The following is a 17,911-nucleotide window of genomic DNA, read 5'->3' on the forward strand; positions in this document are numbered from 1 at the left end:
CCGGAGGTCATGAGGGGTGGGTCCCTTCGTGGCCGTCGGCGTCGCGGCGGTCGTCCTTATCGCTGATAAATTCCAGCTCGGGAACTTATCGGCGATAAGGTGGCCTGGCAAGCGGATAACCCGGGAGGTCGATCGGATGGCGCTGCAGCGCGACGAGGTGGTGCGCACGGCGCTGCGCCTGCTGAACGAGGAGGGCATCGACGGGCTGACCACCCGCCGGCTCGCCCGCGAACTCGGCGTCCAGTCACCGGCGTTGTACTGGCACTTCAAGAGCAAGCGGGAACTGCTCGACCTGATGGCGGAGGCGATGCTCGCCGAGGCCCTCCCGCCCGACCGCGAACCCGACCCGGCGCACTGGCCCGAGTGGATCGCCGCCGACGCCCGCGCCAAGCGGAACGCCCTGCTCGCCTACCGCGACGGCGCCCGGGTGCACGCCGGCACCCTGCCCACCGAGGACGAACTCCCGGCGGTCGAAGCCCAGTTGGGTGCCCTGTGTGGAGCCGGGCTGCGCCCGCGCACGGCACTGCGGCTGCTGCTGACCGTCGACCGGTACATCATGGGCTGGGTCACCGAGGAGCAGGCCTGGCGGCAGGATGCCGCGGACCGTGAGCGGCCGCCGTTCCCCGACGAGGCGCTGCGCGAACTCCCGTTGCTGCGTGAGGCGGTCGACGTGCTGCGGATGACCGACCACGACGCCGACTTCGAGTACGGGCTGCGGGTGCTGATCGAGGGGTTCCGGGCGGAGATCGCGCGGGAGGCGGGAGCCTGACGTCCGATGGGCTAGCGTGACGCCCATGACGACCTTTGACCCTCGCGGCACGGCCCTGGTCCTGATCGACCTGATGGACCGGATCGTCGCCAACCCGCTCGCGCCGCGCACCGGTTCGGAGGTGGTGGAGGTCTCACTGGAGCTGGCCCGGCGGTTCCGGGCGGTCGGCGCGCTCGTGGTCGCGGTGCGGGTCGAGCGGCCGAACGTCACCGAGCAGCCGCCCGGGAGCGGGCTGGTCGCGGAGGTCGCGGCGGCGGCCGACGAGGTCGTGGTGAAGCGCACCATCGGGGCCTTCCAGGGCACCGGCCTGGACGAGCTGCTCCGGGCGAGGGGTGTGGAGACCCTGGTGTTCACCGGGATCGCGACCAACCTCGGCGTGGAGTCGAGCGCCCGCGCGGCCGGCGACCACGGGTACCGGCTGGTATTGGTCGAGGACGCGATGGCCGCGCTCACGGCGGAGGAGCACCGGGCGTCGGTGGAGCTGGACTTTCCGCGCCTCGGCGAGGTCGTCGCGGCGGCGGACGTGCGGGTGGGGTGAGTCGGTGGACGTGCGGTCGGCGTGAGGTAGCGGCCGGGCGTTTGCGGAGGGTGCTGCCGCGGCCGGTCGTGGCAGGAGGGACGCTGCTACGCCCGGGCGTGGCGGGAGGGGCGCTGCTACGGCCGGGTGTGGCGGAGGGCTTCGCGCAGCCGTCCGTCCGAGGACTTGAGCAGGCGGGCGGCGGTGGGGGCGTCCACGTCCGCGAGCAGGGACAGGATCGCGTCCTTGGCCCGGCCGCCGGTCGCGGTCAGGGCGCGGTCGATCGCCGCCTCGTCGGCACCGGTCGCCTCGGCGACGATCCGTCGGGCGCGGTCGCGCAGCTTGTCGTTGGTGGCGCGGAGGTCGACCATCAGATTTCCGTACGTCCGGCCTAGTCGGACCATTACGGCCGTGGACAGCAGGTTGAGCACCAGCTTCTGCGCCGTGCCCGCCTTGAGCCGGGTCGATCCGGCCAACACCTCGGGGCCGACCTCCACTTCGACGCCCAACTCGGCCGCCGCCGCGAGCGCCGACCCTCGGTTGCACGCCAGCCCGACGGTCAGCGCCCCGGCCGCCCGCGCCGCCCGGACGGCGGCCAGCGGGTAGGGCGTACGGCCCGAGGCGGAGATGCCGACCACGGTGTCGGCGGGGGTGAGGGCGAGCGCGGCCACGTCGGCCTCGGCGAGGTCCGTGCGGTCCTCGGCGCCCTCGGCGGCCGCCGTGACCGCCGGACTCCCGCCCGCGATCAGACCGACGACCAGTGCCGGATCGGTGCCGAAGGTCGGCGGACACTCGACGGCGTCCAACACGCCGAGCCGCCCGGCCGTCCCCGCGCCGGCGTAGACCAGCCGACCGCCACGAGCCATCCGGGCGGCCACGGCGTCGACCACGGCGGCGATCCGCTCCAGCTGCCCGGCGACGGCGACGGGCACCGTGCGGTCCTCGGCGTTCATCAGGCGGAGCAGCTCGACCGTGGGCAGCTCGTCGATCGCGGCCCAGTCGGGGCGGATGGTCTCGGTCGCGGGTACGGTGATGAATCGCTCGTTTCGCTCACTCATGCGCCCGCCTCGTTTCGCTCACTCATGCGGCGAGCCTCCCCGGGTGCGGGGCGCCCGAATCCGGGCAAGCGTGGAGGGAGGGAGGTGGTGGTCGTGGAACCGACCGTTGCCGAACTGCTGGACCGGTTCGGCCGCACCTACGCGGAGGAGGCCGGGATCGCGCTGCGCGACAAGCCCTCGCCGCTCTACCGTCTGCTCGTCCTGACCGTGCTGTGCTCGGTGCGGATCAACGCCGGCACCGCCACGGCCGCGGCCCGGGAGCTGTCGGCCGCCGGGCTGCGGACCCCGCGCGCCATGGCCGACGCCAGGCGCGGGACGCTCATCGCGGCCCTGGGCCGGGCCCACTACGTGCGCTACGACGAGAGCACCGCCACCGCACTCGGCCAGGGGGCCGAGCTGCTGCTCGACCGCTGGCACGGTGACCTGCGGCGGCTGCGGGAGGAGGCCGGCGGCGAGTCGGAGCGGATCGGCGAGCTGCTCCGGGAGTTCCCCCGGATCGGGCCGGTCGGCGCCGGGATCTTCCGGCGCGAGGCGCAGGCGGTCTGGCCCTCGCTGCGGCCGTACTTCGACGAGCGGGTGCTGGCGGAGGCGAGGACGCTCGGGCTGCCCGGTGAGCCGGAGGGGCTGGCGGCGCTGGTCGGGCCGGGGGAGCCGGCCCGGCTGGCGGCGGCGCTGACCAGGGCGAGCCTGGCGCACGTCGGGGCCGGGTGAGGGGCGGGTGGGTCGGTCGTCCCGGGGTGTTGGCAGCCCGCGCGGAGGCGGCGTGCGGGGTCAGGCCATCCAGAAGAAGACCGCCGTCATCCGCCGCTCGACCAGCTCGGTGCCGTAGTAGCCGGTGGCGCTGTGGATCAGGTTGGCGTGGTAGAGGAGCAGTTGGTTGTAGCGGTTGGGGACGCGGACGTCCTCGGTGAAGTGGTCGGCCGGCACCCGGCGGGTGCCGAGCGCCTCGACCAGGTTGTTGTGCGGGGCGTCGACCAGGTTGCCGCCGAGGCGGCCGCCGGGGAACTGCTGGCGGTAGAAGCTGGTGCCGGCGTCCTTGGGGGCGCCGGGGCCGAGGTAGAGGACGGCGGCGTAGCGGCAGAGCGCGCGGGAGTCGGTGTGCGGGCGGGACTCCGACTCGCCGGCGCCGACGACCTGGACGCAGTTGTGGTTGAGCGTGCCGCCGCCCGGGGTGCTCTGCACCCAGAGTCGGGAGGCGCCGGTGGCCTTGCGGACCAGCGACTCGACCCGGGCCAGCTCCTCGGGCTCCAGGCCCGGCATGGTGCGCAGTCCGGGCCAGGTCTCGGGGCGGTGGGGGTAGCCCTCCGTCCAGTCCCCGCGGGCCAGACAGCGCTCGCGGACGGCGTCCGGGTCGGGCAGCACGTTGTCCAGGACCCAGTAGTCCCGGCCCCGGGTGGGCTTGCGGTAGGGCAGGACCGGCAGGGCGGTGGGCCTGATGGGCTGTGAGGGCATGGGCCGACGATAGAGGCGGCGATCGTCAACCTTCTGCCGTGAGCAGGTCAACCTTTCGTCAAGGGTGCCTCGACCTGGGGCGGATCGCCGGGGCCCCTGGTGGGTGCAGGGTTCGAGTGCCGGGTTCCGGTGCGGCGCGGTGTTCGGGTGTCGCTTCAGGCCTCCCGTACGGCGAAAGTCCCGAGGGCGCCCTCCAGACGGTCGTAGGCCTGGACCGCGGAGGGGCGCACCGCGGCGGCGATCGCCGACTGCTTCTCGCCTGCCAGGGTGCGGCGGAACACCTCGGCGAACACCGCCCGGTCGACGGCGGCGAGCAGTGCGGCGGCGACCCGGCACTCGAAGCCGACGGGTCTCTCGTGCACCGCCTCGCCCAGTGCCTCGGCGAGCGCCGTCTCGCCCTGCTCGTGCAGCTCGCGCAGTCGGGCGGCCAGTGCCGGGCTGTCGAAGACGGTGCGGGCGAAGTCGGGGCCGGAGAAGCCGAGCCGGGCGTCGTGCCGGTCGAGGCCGGCGAGGCAGTCGCGGCGCAGCGCGGCGAGCGCGGACTCGCCCGGCGCGCGCCCGGCGACGGTTCCGGCGAGCCGGGCGACGAGCTCCTCGTGCAGGTCGAAGAAGAGGTCCTCCTTGCGCGGGAAGTGGTTGGTGACGGTCATCTTGGCGACGCCCGCGGCGGCCGCGACCTCGGCGATGGTCGTGCGGTCGAAGCCCCGCTCGACGAAGAGTCTGGTCGCGGCGTGCGAGATCGCCTCGCGGGTGCGGCGCTTGTTGAGCTCGCGCAGGTTCGGCGTGGTCCCGGATTCGGTCATGGGGGGAGCGTAGCGCAGTTCACTGGGTCGAGCACAGAAATTTGATTTGACCCAGTCGATGGGTCCGTCCTAAGTTCTCCTCAAGGCAGCCGGAGGGGCTGCCCGAGTGGGCGTCCGCGTTCGGGGGCGGCTCGCTCGAGGGCGACCAGGGGAGGGCGCATGAGCACATCCGTCACCGCGAAGGGCCGGCCGGGGGGAGTCCGGGGGGAGGCGCCGGAGCCGATTCCGCCGGGCCTGTGGAAGATGGGCGGGGTGCTCGCGCTGGGGCCGGTGCTCGCGCTGTTGGACAGCACGATCGTCAACGTCGGCATCGACTCCGTCGGCCGCGATCTGCACAGCTCGATCGCGGCGGTGCAGTGGGTGGCCACGGGGTACCTGCTGGCGATCTCGCTGACCATGCCGCTCTCGGGCTGGGCCGCCGGTCGCTTCGGTGGCCGGCGGGCGTGGCTCGCCTCGGTCGTCCTGTTCGTGCTCGGATCGGCGCTGTGCGGCCTGGCCTGGTCGACGGGCAGTCTGATCGCCTTCCGGGTGCTGCAGGGGATCGGCGGCGGGATGATTCAACCGCTCGGCCAGGCGATCATCATACAAGCGGCTGGGCCGTCCAGGGTCGGGCGGGTGATGGGCACGCTGATGCTGCCGATCAGTCTGGCCCCGGTCCTGGGGCCGATCCTCGGCGGGCTGGTGCTGGAGCACTTCGACTGGCGGTGGATGTTCCTGCTGAACGTGCCGGTCGGGCTGGTGATCCTGCTGCTCGCCGCCCGCTGGCTGCCGGCTGACGAGGTGTCGGACGCTCCGAAGCCCCGGCTGGACGTGATCGGTCTGGTGCTGCTCTCGCCCGGTCTGACCGGGCTGGTCTACGGGCTCGCGACGATCGGTGACGGTGCGACGGCCGGCAGGGTCGCCCTGGCGGCGGGCGTGGTGCTGGTGGCGCTCTACGGCTGGCACGCGCTGCGGGTGGGGCGCGGCGGTGTCCGGACGCCGCTGATCGACCTGCGGCTGTTCGCCCGGCGCGGCTTCTCCGTGGCGACGGCCAACAGCTTCCTCCAGGGCGCCGCGCTCTACAGCTCGATGTTCCTGGTGCCGCTCTACTACCAGCAGGTGAAGCACGCCGGTGCGGTGGAGGCCGGCCTGCTGCTGGCGCCGCAGGCCCTCGGTACGGCGGTCACCGCGATGCTCGCCGCCCGGATCACCGACCGCTTCGCGCCGCGTCCGCTGATCATGATCGGCATCGCCTGCTCCCTGGTCGGCACGGTCGCGTTCACCCAGCTGGGCAGCGGCTCCGAACCGGCCGACTGGCTGATCGCCGGCTCGCTGGCACTGCGCGGCGCGGGCATGGGGATCATCGCGATCCCGGGCCTGGCGGTGGTGTACGGGAGCGTCGAGAAGGACCAGGTGCCCGCGGCGGCGGGTGCGGTCAACGTGCTGAACCGGGTGGGCGGGGCGCTCGGCACTGCCGTGCTGACGCTGGCGCTCCAGCAGGCGCAGGGCGGGCACCCGGGCCAACCGGGTGCGGCCTTCGGCGAGACCTTCTGGTGGGTGCTGGCCCTGTCCGCGCTCGCCATCGCCCCGGCGCTGCTCTACCCGAACACCCGCCGGGCCGACTGACCGTCGGCCGCGTCCCGATCACCGGCCGGTTCCCGGCCACCCGGACCCTGGAGGTACCCGTGTTCACCCGTCACACCGACGGCCTGCGCCTGCTGAGCGTGCACGCGCACCCCGACGACGAGTCCAGCAAGGGCGCGGCCACGCTGGCCCGGTACGCGGCCGAGGGGGTGGACGTCCTGGTCGCCACCTGCACCGGCGGCGAGCGCGGCTCGGTCCTCAACCCGGCCATGGACCGGCCGGAGGTCCGGGCCGACCTCGCCCGCGTCCGGCGCGAGGAGATGGCGGCCGCCCGGGAGATCCTCGGTGTGCGCCAGCGGTTCCTCGGGTTCGTCGACTCCGGGATGCCCGGCCCGGACGAACCGCTCCCGGAGGGCTGCTTCGCGGCCGAGCCGGTGGAGCTCGCGGCGGCGCCGCTGGTCGCACTGATCCGGGAGTTCCGCCCACAGGTGGTGATCACCTACGACGAGACCGGCGGCTACCCGCACCCGGACCACGTGATGACCCACCGGGTCACCGTGGCGGCCGTCGAGGCCGCCGCCGGCCCGGAGCTCCACCCCGAGCTGGGCGAGCCCTGGCAGGTGTCCAAGCTCTACTACCACCTGGCGCTCTCCCGGGCCTGGTTCCAGGCCCTGCACGAGGGCATGACGGAACGGGGCGTGCCCTCGGAGATGGGGGAGCTGCTCGCCGGCTGGCCCGACACCCCGCCGGCCCTGGCCACCACCACCCGGATCGCGTGCGCCGAGCAGTTCGCCGTACGGGACGCGGCGATGCTGGCGCACGCCACCCAGGTCCAGCCGGGCGTGGCCTTCATGGCCCACCCGCGGGACATCGAGCGCGAGGTCTGGCCGACCGAGGACTACCACCTGGCCCGGAGCCTGGTGCCGGAGGCCGGCGCGGCGGCCGGGGTGGCCCGGGCAGGCGGGATCGAGACCGACCTGTTCGCCGGGCTCCGGGCGGGGGCGGAAGCGGGGGCGGGATGAGCCTTATGGCGGGCGTGGCGAGGCGGGCCGTCGCGGCGTTGCTCGGTGGCGCGCCGGCTGCCGCCCGTTCAGCACTGGCCGTCGGCGAGCACGTAGTAGCCCGGGCCGGTCTGCTTCAGGGTGTGGGTGACGAAGGTGTTCCAGAGCCCCATGCTCTGGCCCGAGCCGAGCGCGTAGGTCAGCCCACCGCTCTGGGTGGCGCGGCCGGCCAGGACCTGGTCGTAGTTGCTGGCGGTGAAGCACTGGGGCGTGCCCCCGCCCGGGGTGGTCGCCGTCACCGCCGCCGACCGGGCACCCGCCGCGCCGGACGCGTCGACCGCCGCCACGGTGTAGCTGTACGTGGTGCCGGCCGTGAGCCCGGTGTCGGTGAAGGCCGTGCCGCTCGCGCTGCCGACCTGGGTGCCGTTGCGGAAGACCTGGTACGAGGCCGCGCCGCTGACGGCCTGCCAGCCGAGGGCGACCGACCCGGCGGCCGCGGTCGCGGTCAGGCCGGTCGGGGCCGGCAGCCCCGGGTCGGTGGGGCCGGAGCCGCCGTCCAGCCCCCAGAACTGCGCGGTGTGGTAGGCGGAGCAGATCGTGTCGAGGAAGTAGGCGCCGGTCACCCCGCACTGGTCGGCCCCGGCCCCGGGGTGGACGGCCAGGCCGTGGCCCATCCCGCTGATCGTGAACAGGGCCACGGCGGGCTTTCCGCTCGCGTCGGCGTAGAGCTCCTGGGTGGTGCCGCCGGGGAGGCTCCGGGTGCTGCTCGGCTGACGGCCGATGCCCTGGACGTTCGTCCACTGGTCCCGCAGCTCGGTCGCGTTCACCGGCCTGACCACGGTGTCGGCGGTGCCCTGCCAGATCGCCACCCGGGGCCACGGCCCGGTGTAACCCGGGTACGCGGACCGGACTCTGTCGCCCCACTGGGCCGGGGTGAGCCCCTGGTCGGAGTTCTGGCAACCCGAGGCGGCGGCCTGGCTGGTGGCGCAGTGGGCGGGCAGTCCGGAATCGATCGCCCCGCCGGCGAACACGTCGGGGTAGTCGGCCAACAGGTCGGCGGCCATCCCGCCGCCGGCCGAGAGCCCGGTGACGAACACCCGGTGGGCGTCCGAGCCGTACAGGGACTCGGCCTTGGTGACCATCTCGACCACCGACCTGGCCTCGCCGACGCCCCGGGCGGCCTTGCTCGCGTCGAACCAACTGAAGCAGGAGAGGCTGTTGTTGGCACTGCCGGTCTGCGGGAACACCACCGCGAAGCCGTACTGGTCGGCGAACTTGGTCCAGCCGGAGTTGCGGTAGTAGTCGGTGGCGCTCTGGACGCAGCCGTGCAGCGCGACCACCAGGGGCGCGCCACTGGGCAGTCCGGCGGGCGTGTAGGTGTACATCGCGAGGTTTCCCGGGTTGGTGCCGAACCCGGTGACCTGCTGGAAGCTGCCGCCCGCGGCGCCGGGCGAGGGAGACGCGGCGGAGGCCGTCACGGGGGCCACGGCGGGGGAGGCCTCGGCCGTGCCGGGGGCGGCGGCACCGAGTGCGAGGGTGGCGGCGGTGAGCAGTGCCGCGGCGGTGGGGCGCAGTGGCATGGGGGCTCCTTGGTGGGGGAGGAGTGGGGGGCGGTCCCGTGCAGGGTGGCGCGCCCGGTGCCCCGGTGCCATGTGACGGTCATCCGGGGTCCGCCGCCCGGGCATGGCGCGGACCGCCATGGTCGTGCCGTCCCGCCGTCCTGCTGGAGTGGATCGCCGGACGGATCCCGGAGCCCTCGATCTGCAGCACCATGGACTTCCACCTGACCGAGGTGAAGCCCGGGGCGGCGGTGTTCCAGGGCGAGCCCGGAGACCACCTCCACAATCCGATGAACACCGTGCACGGCGGCTACCTCGCCACCCTGCTCGACTCGGCGCTCGGCTGCGCGGTGATGAGCAGGCTGCCGGCCGGGGTGGGCTACACCACCACCCAGCTCAACGTTCACATGCTGCGCCCGCTGTTCGCCGACTCGGGGCCGCTGCGCTGCGAGGGAGTGGTGCTGCACCTGGGCCGGACGATGGCCACGGCCGAGGCCAGGGTGGTGGGCGCGGAGAACGGCAGGCTCTACGCCCACGCCACCACCACCTGCGCGATCCTGACTCCCCGTCCGACTGCCTGACCGGGCCTCGTCGTCTCCGGGTCAGGCCTCGTCTCCGGAACGGGCCTCATCTCCGGAACGGCCTCGTCCCCGGAACGGGGGGGGGCCCCGGGGGCCGGCGGGCCCGGGGCCCCCCCCCCCCCGCGGCCGCCCCCCGCCCCGCGGGGCCGCGGGGGGGGGGGGGGGGGGGGGGGCCCCCCCCCCCCGAGCTCCCCCGCCGTCCGGGCCCCCACCCCCCCCCCCCCCCGGCCCCCCCGCCCCCCCCCCCCCCCCCCCCCCCCCCCCCCCCGGGGGGGGGGGCCCGGCGGCCGCCCCCCCCCCCCCCCCCCCCCCCGACGGGACTCCGCAGGCGCGCGAAGCCAGGGTCCCGTGGTGGTTCAGAGGGCCGCGAGCACCCCGCAGAGGGCGATGAAGCCGCAGATCCCGAAGTTGACCAGCTTGTGCGAGAGGAAGATCGCGGCGAACTCGCGGATGGTCGCGCTCGGCCAGTAGTACCGGGCGGTGGGTGAGCCGAAGACATGGCCGTTGACGCCGGTCTGACGGGCGAGCAGCGCGGCCCGGAAGGCGTGGAAGTTGTTGGTGACGACGACGCAGTGGTAGCCGGGCTTGGCCTGCTCCATGATGGCCTTGCTGAACAGCAGGTTCTCCTCGGTGGTGCGCGAGCGGTCCTCCCGCTCGATGTGCTCCTCGGGGAAGCCGCGTTCGACCAGGTAGTCGGCCATCGCGTGGGACTCCGGGAGCTTCTCGTCCGGCCCCTGGCCGCCCGAGGTGATCAGCACGGGCGGGTTGCCGCGGGCGGCCTGCTTCTCGTACACCTCGCGGCCCCGGTTCAGCCGGCTGGCCAGCAGCGGCGGGACGCGCTCGCCGCCGATCAGCCCGGAGCCGAGCACGACCACGAAGTCCACGTCCCGGCGCGGTCGGTGGCGGCTGTACAGGAAGGCGTAGCCGACGAAGCAGGTGAACAGGAAGGAGACGTAGCCGACGACCAGGACGGCGGCGCCGGCCAGGGCGGCCAGCTGCCGGGAGTGGAAGACGAGGGCCGCGACCAGCAGCCCGATGACCGCGAGGATGCCCAGCCCGGCGAGCAGTGACAGCAGGTTGGCCGGCCGCCTGCCCTCCTTGCGGATCATGGTCAGGCCGTTGGCGAGCAGGAACCAGACCAGGGCCGCCGTGCCGAGGGCGGGGAGGAGGACGATGACCGCCGCCGCGAGCGTGATCACCATGCTGGGCGCCTTGCGGAGTTCGGCGAGCAGGGCGAGGGAGAGCAGGGAGACGGCGATGCCGAGCAGGACGGCGTTGCTGAAGCGGCGGCGGTCGCGTAGTACCCCGATTCCGAACAACAGGAAGAACAGGGCGGCTGGGGCATAGGCGATCATGCGTCGTATGGTAGGGCTTACTCGGTCTGGACCATTCGCACGAACGGCCCAACCGTCCGGGGTGGCGCACGGCGGCTCGGCCGAAGCTCCCGGCGGCTCAGCCGAGGCGCGTGGCCGCTCAGGCGAAGCGCTCGACCGCCGCCAGGACCGCCTCCCCCATCCGCGGGCTTCCGGTGTGCCCGGCTTCGTCGATGACCGTCAGTCGGGCGTCCGGCCAGGCCTTGGCCAGCTGCCAGGCGGTGTCGAGCGGCCCGCCGAGGTCCAGCCTGCCGTGGATCAGTTCGCCGGGGATTCCGGCCAGCCGCCCGGCGTCGCGCAGCAGCCGGCCGTCCTCGAGGAAGGCCTGGTGCGAGAAGTAGTGCGCGGTGATCCGGGTGAAGGCCATCAGCGCGTCGGAGGGGCGGTCGGTGTACGCGTTCGGCTTGCCCAGCGTCTCGTGCGAGATGACCGCGTCCTCCCAGGTGGCCCAGGCGTTGGCGGCTGCCCGCCGGACCGACTCGTCGGTGCTGTCGAGCAGCCGGCTGTAGGCCGCGAGCAGTTCGGCGGTGTCCCCGTCGCGGTCGGCGGGCGGAAGGAAGTCCCGGAACGCCTCCCAGGGGCCGGGCAGGAAGCGGCCCACGCCCCGGTAGAGCCAGTCGGTCTCCTCGGGGCGGGTCATGGTGACCCCGCAGATCACGATCGCGGAGACCCGTTCCGGGTGGGCCTGGGCGTACGCGAGGATCAGCGTGGAGCCCCACGAGCCGCCGTACAGCAGCCACTTGTCGATGCCGAGGTGCTCGCGCAGCCGCTCCATGTCGGCGATCAGGTGCGCGGTGGTGTTGTGCTCCAGGCTGGTCGAGGGGTCGGCGGCGGACGGGAGGCTGAGCCCGCAGCCGCGCTGGTCGAACTGGACCAGGCGGTAGCGCTCCGGGTCGAAGTACCGCCGGGAGCCCGGGCTGTGGCCGGAGCCGGGCCCGCCGTGCACCACCACGGCCGGCCTGCCCGCCGGGTTCCCGGAGGTGTTCCAGTGGATCCGCTGCCCGTCGCCGACGTCCAACAGGCCTTGCGCGTACGGCTCGTAGAGGGGGTAGGGCTCGGCCATGGGTGACTCCTCCGTCGTCGTACGGGCGGGCCCGGCGAGCCTACCCCGGCGTCGGGTCAGCGCCGCTCCGGTGGCAGCAGGGCCGCGAGGCCGTCGAGGATCCGCTGGACGCCGAACTCGAAGCGGGCGTCCATGTTCGGGGCGGTGAGGTCGTCGGCGAGGTCGACCAGGTTGGGGAAGGTCTCGGCGGGCAGGGCGCGGAACAGGTCTCCGGCGGCGTCGGCGATGTCCCGGCGGCTGGTGCCGAGGACCTCGGAGGCCGAGATCGGGGACTGCTCCTGGAGCACGAAGCCCTGGACGAAGGCGCCCAGCAGGTAGTTGGCCATGGCGGCGTCGGCGTCGGAGAAGCCGGCCGCGCGGAGCCGGTCCAGCTGGTCCTCCATCAGCCCGAGCAGGTTGGGCCCGGGGGCGAGCCGGCCGGCGACGACCTTGGCCGCGTCCCGGGTGTCGAGCAGCAGCCGGCGGTAGCGCCGGCAGTACTCGTGGAACTGTTCGCGCCAGCCGCCCTCGCGCGGCGGGGGCTCGGCGGATCCCATCACCGCGTCGGTGAGCAGGTCGAGCAGCTCCTGCTTGTTGCGGACGTGCCAGTACAGCGAGGCGGCCTTGACGCCGACCTCGGCGGCGACCTTGCGCATGGACAGTCCGGTCAGGCCGTCCCGTTCCAGCACTCGCAGTGCGGCCTGGGCGAGGGCCTCCCTGGTCACGGCGGGTGTCGTGCCGTCGGTTCCGGGTGTGTCGGTGTGGTTCTGCGGCATGGCTGTGCGGACGCCTCCGGCTGCGTGGTGGATTCCCGCGGTGGATTCCCGTTTGCAATCTAACACCGTTAGGTGCACGCTGTGGCTGCCATATCGACCCCTAACACTGTTAGGGACTCATGACCGGGAGGGAATCCATGGACGAGTCGAGCGCCCGCCGCCGACGGCTCGCGCTGCTCACGCTCTGCGTCACCATGTTCATGTCCATGCTGGACAACGTCATCGTCAACAACGCCCTGCCCCGCATCGGCCGGGACCTGGACGCCGGAATCAGCGGCCTGCAGTGGGTCGCGGAGGGCTACAGCCTGGTCTACGCGGCCTTCGTGCTGACCGGCGGCGCGCTCGGCGACCGGTACGGCCGCACCCGCGTGTTCCGGCTCGGCCTCGCCCTCTTCACGCTCGGTTCGGCCGGGGCCGCGCTCGCCGGGACGATCGGCGTGCTGGTCGGCGCCCGGATGCTCCAGGGCGTCGGCGCCGCGCTGCTCACCCCCGGCAGCCTCGCCCTGCTGCGGCACGTCTTCACCGACGAGCAGGAGCGGGCCAAGGCCATCGCCACCTGGTCCGGGGTCTCCGCGCTCGGCCTCTCGGTCGGCCCGGTGGTCGGCGGCCCGATGGTCGAACACCTCGGCTGGGCCAGCGTGTTCTGGATCAACGTGCCGATAGGCGTCGCCGGACTGCTGCTGGCCGTCCGGGTGCTCCCCGACATCCCGCCGCGCGCCCGCCGGATCGACCTCGGCGGTCTCGCCCTGTCCGCCGCCGGACTGGGCCTGCTGGTCTACGCGCTGATCGAGGGCCCGAACCGGGGCTGGACCGATCCCCGGGTGCTCGGCTGCGGTGTGGCCGCCGCCGTGCTGCTGCTCGCCTTCCTGCTGCTCGAACTGCGCCTCGCCGAACCGATGCTGGAGCTGCGGCTGTTCCGTGACGGGATGCTGGGCGGCGCGCTGCTCAGCGGGTTCATGGTCAGCTTCGGGATGTTCGGCGCGCTGTTCTTCCTGCCGCTGATGATGCAGGGCACCCTCGGCTGGTCCCCGGCCGCCGCGGGCTACGCCGGGCTGCCGATGACCGCGATGCTGGTGGTCGCCGCACCTCTGTCCGGCCGGCTGACCGCCCGCCACGGGCCGCGGCCGCCGCTGGTGCTCGGCCTCGTCCTCTGTGCGGCCGGCCTCGGCGGACTGTCGCTCTACGGGGACCACGCCCGCTACCCGGAGTACCTGTGGACGCTGTTCGCGATGGGCCTCGGGATGGGGCTCACCTTCACCCCGGTGTCGATCGGGGTGATGCAGCGGGTCGCCCCGGCGCAGACCGGGATGGCCTCGGCGGCCATCAACACCCTGCGCGAACTCGGCGGCGTGCTGGGGATCGCGGTGCTGGGCGCCGTCCTGACCAACCGGCTGACCGACTCCCTGACGGCCGCGCTGCACCGGCTCGGCCTCCCGCCGGAGGCCGTCGGCCCGGTCGCGGACGCCCCCACCGGTGCGGTGCACGGCGGTGGCGGCGCGGCGGCCCTGCCAGGGCCGCTCCAGGAGGCGGTGGACGGCGCCTTCGTCGACGGCATCCACCTCGCCGCGCGCTGCGGGGCGCTCGCGCTCCTGGCCACGGCCGTCCTGGTCGCCGTCCTGCTCGGCCGGTCCCGTCCGATCGCGCCGTCGGACCCCGTCCGTCCGCGACCGGCGGAGCCGGCCGGGGCCCGCTCCACCTGACCTGCCGCGCACACTGCCGCCGTGACCCGCCGCCACACCTTGCCGCCACACCTTGCCGCCGCGACCTGTCGCCGCGACCGGCGACCGGAACCGGCCGACCACGACCGGCGGTCTCACCGGTGTCCCGTCAGCGGATGTCTTCGATCGCCGCCTGTGCCCTGCGGGCCAGCTCGCGCCGGGCGCCCGCCCGGCTGGGCTGCGGGCCCGGCGGCGGTATCGGCGGCAGGAAGGTCACGTCGGCGACCAGCCCGCGGGCCGCGACCACCCGGGCGAGCGAGGTGAGCAGCCCGTCGTCCCCGATGAACGCGGGCACGCTGGTCGGCCGCCCGTCCGCCAGCCGGTAGCGGATCGTCACCGGCTGGACGTCGGCCCCCGCCTCCACCGCCGCCTGGAACAGCGCGGGCCGGAACCGGCCGCTCTCCCGCCCGCACCAGGTCGACCCCTCCGGGAAGACGATCACCGGCTGCCCGGAGCGCAGCACCCCGGCCACCGCCGCCACGGTGTCCGGCAGCGTCCGCAGCCGGTCGCGGTCCAGGAAGACGGTGCCGCAGTGGGCGATCAGCGGGCCGAGCACCGGCCACTGCCGGACCTCGGTCTTGGCCAGCGACCGGCCCGGCCGCCCGGCGGCGAGCAACGGTATGTCCAGCCAGGACACGTGGTTGGCCACCACGAGCACCCCGCCGCCCGAGCCGGCAGCCGACCCACCGGAGCCAGGCCCGCCGGAGCCAGACCCGCCGAGACCGGGCCGACCGCAGCCAGGCCCGCCGGAGCCAGACCCGCCGAGACCGGGCCGACCGGAGCCGGGCCCGCCGGAACCCGGTCCGCCGGGCCCGGCGAGGTGGACGGTCACCCCGAGGCTGCGCAGCACGACCCGCGCCCAGAACCGGACCAGCCGGATCCGGGCGCCGTACGGGACCAGCCGGGCCGGCGGGATGAGCACGATCCCCGCCAGCAGCGCCGCCAGACAGGCCGTCAGCCGCAGCGCCCGCCGGGGGTGGGACACCTCCGGCGAGGCGTCGGCCAGGCAGGTCTCGGGCCGGCAGGTCGCGGTGGGCAGCCAGACGCTCATGACGAGGCGCCCGAGGCGGGTACGCCGGACAGGAAGTGCCGCAGGTAGCGCGGGTCGGTGCGCTCCAGCGACAGCAGCACGTACAGGTCGGCGCAGTCGAAGTCCGGGTCGTACGCGGGCTCGCCGCAGACCCAGGCGCCCAGCCGCAGGTAGCCGCGGAGCAGGGCCGGCAGCGCGCCCCGCTCGGCGCGCGCCACCCCGGTGGCGTCCCAGCGCCGGTGCGGGGTGACCCGGTACTCCTCGGGCGCCAGGTACTTGGCGCTGACGGTGTCCCAGACGCGGGCCGCGGTGGCGCCGCCGTCCGCCAGTTCGATCGAGCAGCAGCCGCCGACCCAGGTGTTGCCGGTGTCGGCCAGGTAGCGCGCGATGCCGCCCCACATCAGGTTGATGACGGCGCCGTTGCCCCGGTGGTCCGGGTGGATGCAGGAACGCCCGAGCTCGACCAGGCCCGGGCGGACGGGCGCGAGCGCGGAGAGGTCGAACTCGCCGTCGGAGTACAGCCGGCCGGCCCGGCGGGCGGCCTCGGGCCGCAGCAGCCGGTAGGTGCCGATGACGGTGCCCTGCTCGCCCTCGCGGACCAGCAGGTGGTCGCAGTACTCGTCGAACGGGTCGACGTCCAGGCCCGCGACCGGGCTGTGCAGCACGGCGCCGAGTTCGGCGCCGAAGACCTGGTGGCGCAGCCGCTGGGCGGCGCGAACGTCGTCCTCGTCGCGGGCGAGGGAGACGGTGTACGCGGCCGGGGCGGCGGGCTGGGGGCGAGGCGCGGGGACCGCCGGGGCGTCGTGGGTGGTGGTGACTGCGGACGGAGCGTACGTGGGGACGGTGGTCATGGCGGACCCTCCAGGGCAGCACGATCGGCGGTGCCGTGGATCGCCAGGGCACCGTCCCGGTCCGCAGGCGGTTGGGCATGGACGCGAACCGGTCCCCGTATGTCTCTCCGAATCGGTTGGCATTTATGTTGCGGCCCGGAGGAGCGCAGATGTGCACCTGTTGAATGGGAACACCCGTGGCCCGGTGGTCACTTGACCGGCATCGGGCGCTCGCCTGCCGGGGGTGGACAACACCTGCCGCGGGGGCGTACGGCCGCACCGTACGCCCCCGCTGTCACGTCTCCGCCGTCACGCCCGGCTGTCACGCCCGGCCGTCACGCCCAGCCTCACGTCGTCGGCACGCCGTGGCCGTCACGGTCGCGACGCGCGGCTCAGAACACCCGCCAGCCCTCCGGGTCGACCCCGCCCGGGACGGCGCCGGCCGGGCCGTACGGCTCGCGGGTGTAGACGAAGGAGCCGACGTCGAGGTGGCTGACGGCGCCGTCGGGGTGGCGGACCACCCGCAGGGTCTCGCCCGCGTAGTAGTTCTCGACACCCGTCCAGGTGCCGTCCGCCTCGGGCCGGAAGCGCGAGCCCCGGCCGGCGCCGGTGAACGGGGTGAGCTCCAGGACCCGACCGGGCCGCAGTCGCAGGGCGGCCGGCATGGCGCCCCAGTACCAGGGGCCGGTGAGCTCCAGCAGCTCCGCGTCCACCTCGGCCAGCGGGCGCCACGGCTGGGGCAGCCGGGGCTCGAGTTCGGCGGTGAGCGCGAGCAGCTGGGCGGCCAGCGCGGCGGCGCTGGCGCCGCTGGTCACGTTGGAGAGGGCGTACGCGGCCAGGCCGTCGGACTCGCTGATCCACAGGCCCGCCGTGAAGCCGGGCATCGAGCCGGTGTGCCCGTACAGCAACCGGCCCTCGTGGCGGCGCAGTTGCAGACCGAGGCCGTAGCCGCCGATCCACTCGGCGTCGTCCGGGGCGACGGCCGGTCGGCGCATCTCGGCGACGGTGTCGGCGGACAGCACCTTGTCGTCACCGGCGGACAGGAAGGCCGCCCAGCGGGCCAGGTCGGCGATGGTGGACCAGAGCTGGCCGGCCGGGCCCATCAGTCCGGTGTCGGTGAGCGGCTCGGGCAGCAGGACGTCGGCCCAGGGGTGGACGGCGAAGCCCCCGGCGTGCGGGTGCTCGGGCAGCAGCGTGGTGCGCTCCATCCCGAGCGGGGCGAGCACCTCGCGGCGCAGCACCTCGCCCCAGGGCTCGCCGCGGAGCTTCGCCACCAGCGCGCCGAGCAGCGCGTAGCCGGGGTTGGAGTAGTGGTACACCCGCCCGGCCGGGTGCTTCAGCGGCCGCTCGGCCTCCAGGATGTCGTCGAGGCCGGGCCGCAGCGCGCCGTCGGTCCGTTCCCACCAGGGGCCCGGGGTCTCCGCGGTCAGGCCCGAGGAGTGCGAGAGCAGCTGGGCGATGGTCGCGTCGTCGGCGGGGGTGCCGGGCAGGTGGCGGGAGAGCGGGTCGGCGAGGTCGAGCAGGCCCTCGTCGCGCAGCCGGAGCACCAGCACGGCGACGAAGGTCTTGGTGAGCGAGCCGATCCGGTACTGGACGTCGGGGGTCGGCGCGTGCCCGTCGATCATGCTGCGGGCGCCGCTCCACACCGGCCGTCCGTCGCGCAGCACCCCGGCGACCATCGAGGGCGTGCGCCCCTCGGCCTGGGCGACGGCGAGCCGGTGAAGCAGCGCGCGGCGGGTGGCGGGCAGCAGCTCGGCGGGCAGGTCGGTCATGTGGGCTTCTGGACTCATCGACATGTGAACGGACAGTAGTCCAGCCCGGACGCGGGGCCGACCGAAT

17 protein-coding genes are annotated in these 17,911 nt (G+C 74.4%); 7 read left to right on the forward strand and 10 right to left on the reverse strand.

Features of this window, described 5'->3' with window-relative positions:
• Positions 1–136: 136 nt before the first annotated feature.
• On the forward strand, positions 137–769 hold the full coding sequence (locus tag ACGF0D_RS21425) for a TetR/AcrR family transcriptional regulator C-terminal domain-containing protein (protein ID WP_392918446.1): 633 nt from the start codon (positions 137–139) through the stop codon (positions 767–769).
• A gap of 25 nt (positions 770–794) precedes the next feature.
• On the forward strand, positions 795–1,307 hold the full coding sequence (locus ACGF0D_RS21430; protein ID WP_392918448.1) for an isochorismatase family protein: 513 nt from the start codon (positions 795–797) through the stop codon (positions 1,305–1,307).
• Positions 1,308–1,423: 116 nt separating this feature from the next.
• On the opposite strand, the gene murQ is transcribed toward ACGF0D_RS21430, so the two are convergent.
• Positions 1,424–2,344 (reverse strand): N-acetylmuramic acid 6-phosphate etherase, encoded by a 921-nt coding sequence (gene murQ, locus ACGF0D_RS21435; protein ID WP_392918451.1) that lies wholly within the window; start codon positions 2,342–2,344, stop codon positions 1,424–1,426.
• Positions 2,345–2,437: 93 nt separating this feature from the next.
• Here murQ and ACGF0D_RS21440 point away from each other — a divergent pair, with 93 nt between their 5' ends.
• Positions 2,438–3,055, forward strand: a complete 618-nt coding sequence (locus ACGF0D_RS21440; RefSeq protein ID WP_392883515.1) for an endonuclease — start codon at positions 2,438–2,440, stop codon at positions 3,053–3,055.
• Between the two features lie 60 nt (positions 3,056–3,115).
• On the opposite strand, the gene ACGF0D_RS21445 is transcribed toward ACGF0D_RS21440, so the two are convergent.
• Together ACGF0D_RS21445 and ACGF0D_RS21450 are read right to left on the reverse strand one after the other, a co-directional pair.
• Positions 3,116–3,796, reverse strand: a complete 681-nt coding sequence (locus tag ACGF0D_RS21445) for a DUF6445 family protein (RefSeq protein WP_392918453.1) — start codon at positions 3,794–3,796, stop codon at positions 3,116–3,118.
• Between the two features lie 155 nt (positions 3,797–3,951).
• A complete protein-coding gene (locus ACGF0D_RS21450) occupies positions 3,952–4,599 on the reverse strand; it encodes a TetR/AcrR family transcriptional regulator (protein ID WP_392918456.1) in 648 nt (215 codons plus the stop codon).
• A gap of 159 nt (positions 4,600–4,758) precedes the next feature.
• On the opposite strand from ACGF0D_RS21450, the gene ACGF0D_RS21455 reads away from it, so the two are divergent.
• Positions 4,759–6,204: an MDR family MFS transporter gene (locus ACGF0D_RS21455; protein ID WP_392918459.1), complete on the forward strand. Its 1,446-nt coding sequence runs from the start codon at positions 4,759–4,761 to the stop codon at positions 6,202–6,204.
• 59 nt (positions 6,205–6,263) lie between these two features.
• The gene (gene mca, locus ACGF0D_RS21460; protein ID WP_392918461.1) at positions 6,264–7,184 is read left to right on the forward strand and encodes a mycothiol conjugate amidase Mca; all 921 of its coding nucleotides are present in this window, start codon (positions 6,264–6,266) and stop codon (positions 7,182–7,184) included.
• Positions 7,185–7,252: 68 nt separating this feature from the next.
• Here mca and ACGF0D_RS21465 read toward each other — a convergent pair whose 3' ends face one another.
• Positions 7,253–8,743, reverse strand: coding sequence for a PHB depolymerase family esterase (locus tag ACGF0D_RS21465; protein ID WP_392918463.1), 1,491 nt, complete (start codon positions 8,741–8,743; stop codon positions 7,253–7,255).
• Positions 8,744–8,934: 191 nt separating this feature from the next.
• Here ACGF0D_RS21465 and ACGF0D_RS21470 point away from each other — a divergent pair, with 191 nt between their 5' ends.
• A complete protein-coding gene (locus tag ACGF0D_RS21470) occupies positions 8,935–9,303 on the forward strand; it encodes a PaaI family thioesterase (RefSeq protein ID WP_392918466.1) in 369 nt (122 codons plus the stop codon).
• 356 nt (positions 9,304–9,659) lie between these two features.
• Here ACGF0D_RS21470 and ACGF0D_RS21475 read toward each other — a convergent pair whose 3' ends face one another.
• The 3 genes from ACGF0D_RS21475 to ACGF0D_RS21485 form a co-directional block, all read right to left on the reverse strand.
• The gene (locus ACGF0D_RS21475; RefSeq protein WP_392918469.1) at positions 9,660–10,658 is read right to left on the reverse strand and encodes a YdcF family protein; all 999 of its coding nucleotides are present in this window, start codon (positions 10,656–10,658) and stop codon (positions 9,660–9,662) included.
• Between the two features lie 118 nt (positions 10,659–10,776).
• Positions 10,777–11,739, reverse strand: a complete 963-nt coding sequence (gene pip / locus ACGF0D_RS21480) for a prolyl aminopeptidase (RefSeq protein ID WP_392883503.1) — start codon at positions 11,737–11,739, stop codon at positions 10,777–10,779.
• A 56-nt stretch (positions 11,740–11,795) separates the two neighbouring features.
• Positions 11,796–12,494 carry a TetR/AcrR family transcriptional regulator gene (locus tag ACGF0D_RS21485; protein WP_392883502.1) on the reverse strand — a complete coding sequence of 233 codons (699 nt, stop codon included), beginning with the start codon at positions 12,492–12,494 and terminating at the stop codon, positions 11,796–11,798.
• A 137-nt stretch (positions 12,495–12,631) separates the two neighbouring features.
• Here ACGF0D_RS21485 and ACGF0D_RS21490 point away from each other — a divergent pair, with 137 nt between their 5' ends.
• A complete protein-coding gene (locus ACGF0D_RS21490) occupies positions 12,632–14,194 on the forward strand; it encodes an MFS transporter (RefSeq protein WP_392918472.1) in 1,563 nt (520 codons plus the stop codon).
• A 127-nt stretch (positions 14,195–14,321) separates the two neighbouring features.
• Here ACGF0D_RS21490 and ACGF0D_RS21495 read toward each other — a convergent pair whose 3' ends face one another.
• From ACGF0D_RS21495 to ACGF0D_RS21505, 3 genes are all read right to left on the reverse strand, one after another.
• Positions 14,322–15,263: a lysophospholipid acyltransferase family protein gene (locus ACGF0D_RS21495; protein WP_392918475.1), complete on the reverse strand. Its 942-nt coding sequence runs from the start codon at positions 15,261–15,263 to the stop codon at positions 14,322–14,324.
• Positions 15,260–16,093 (reverse strand): GNAT family N-acetyltransferase, encoded by an 834-nt coding sequence (locus tag ACGF0D_RS21500; RefSeq protein WP_392918477.1) that lies wholly within the window; start codon positions 16,091–16,093, stop codon positions 15,260–15,262. Before ACGF0D_RS21500 ends, ACGF0D_RS21495 begins: the two co-directional genes overlap by 4 nt.
• A 371-nt stretch (positions 16,094–16,464) precedes the next feature.
• On the reverse strand, positions 16,465–17,844 hold the full coding sequence (locus tag ACGF0D_RS21505; RefSeq protein ID WP_392883496.1) for a serine hydrolase domain-containing protein: 1,380 nt from the start codon (positions 17,842–17,844) through the stop codon (positions 16,465–16,467).
• Between the last annotated feature and the right edge of the window lie 67 nt (positions 17,845–17,911).

The sequence above is a fragment of the Kitasatospora sp. NPDC048298 genome (genome assembly GCF_043201465.1).
Lineage (GTDB): Bacteria > Actinomycetota > Actinomycetes > Streptomycetales > Streptomycetaceae > Kitasatospora.

What these genes read in the sequence shown, in the direction of transcription:
- ACGF0D_RS21425 (WP_392918446.1), top strand. Translation starts at nt 137, where the DNA reads ATGGCGCTGCAGCGCGACGAGGTGGTGCGCACGGCGCTGCGCCTGCTG.
- ACGF0D_RS21430 (WP_392918448.1), top strand. Translation starts at nt 795, where the DNA reads ATGACGACCTTTGACCCTCGCGGCACGGCCCTGGTCCTGATCGACCTG.
- murQ (WP_392918451.1), bottom strand. Translation starts at nt 2,344, where the DNA reads ATGAGTGAGCGAAACGAGCGATTCATCACCGTACCCGCGACCGAGACC.
- ACGF0D_RS21445 (WP_392918453.1), bottom strand. Translation starts at nt 3,796, where the DNA reads ATGCCCTCACAGCCCATCAGGCCCACCGCCCTGCCGGTCCTGCCCTAC.
- ACGF0D_RS21450 (WP_392918456.1), bottom strand. Translation starts at nt 4,599, where the DNA reads ATGACCGAATCCGGGACCACGCCGAACCTGCGCGAGCTCAACAAGCGC.
- ACGF0D_RS21455 (WP_392918459.1), top strand. Translation starts at nt 4,759, where the DNA reads ATGAGCACATCCGTCACCGCGAAGGGCCGGCCGGGGGGAGTCCGGGGG.
- ACGF0D_RS21465 (WP_392918463.1), bottom strand. Translation starts at nt 8,743, where the DNA reads ATGCCACTGCGCCCCACCGCCGCGGCACTGCTCACCGCCGCCACCCTC.
- ACGF0D_RS21470 (WP_392918466.1), top strand. Translation starts at nt 8,935, where the DNA reads ATGGACTTCCACCTGACCGAGGTGAAGCCCGGGGCGGCGGTGTTCCAG.
- ACGF0D_RS21475 (WP_392918469.1), bottom strand. Translation starts at nt 10,658, where the DNA reads ATGATCGCCTATGCCCCAGCCGCCCTGTTCTTCCTGTTGTTCGGAATC.
- pip (WP_392883503.1), bottom strand. Translation starts at nt 11,739, where the DNA reads ATGGCCGAGCCCTACCCCCTCTACGAGCCGTACGCGCAAGGCCTGTTG.
- ACGF0D_RS21485 (WP_392883502.1), bottom strand. Translation starts at nt 12,494, where the DNA reads ATGCCGCAGAACCACACCGACACACCCGGAACCGACGGCACGACACCC.
- ACGF0D_RS21490 (WP_392918472.1), top strand. Translation starts at nt 12,632, where the DNA reads ATGGACGAGTCGAGCGCCCGCCGCCGACGGCTCGCGCTGCTCACGCTC.
- ACGF0D_RS21495 (WP_392918475.1), bottom strand. Translation starts at nt 15,263, where the DNA reads ATGAGCGTCTGGCTGCCCACCGCGACCTGCCGGCCCGAGACCTGCCTG.
- ACGF0D_RS21500 (WP_392918477.1), bottom strand. Translation starts at nt 16,093, where the DNA reads ATGACCACCGTCCCCACGTACGCTCCGTCCGCAGTCACCACCACCCAC.
- ACGF0D_RS21505 (WP_392883496.1), bottom strand. Translation starts at nt 17,844, where the DNA reads ATGACCGACCTGCCCGCCGAGCTGCTGCCCGCCACCCGCCGCGCGCTG.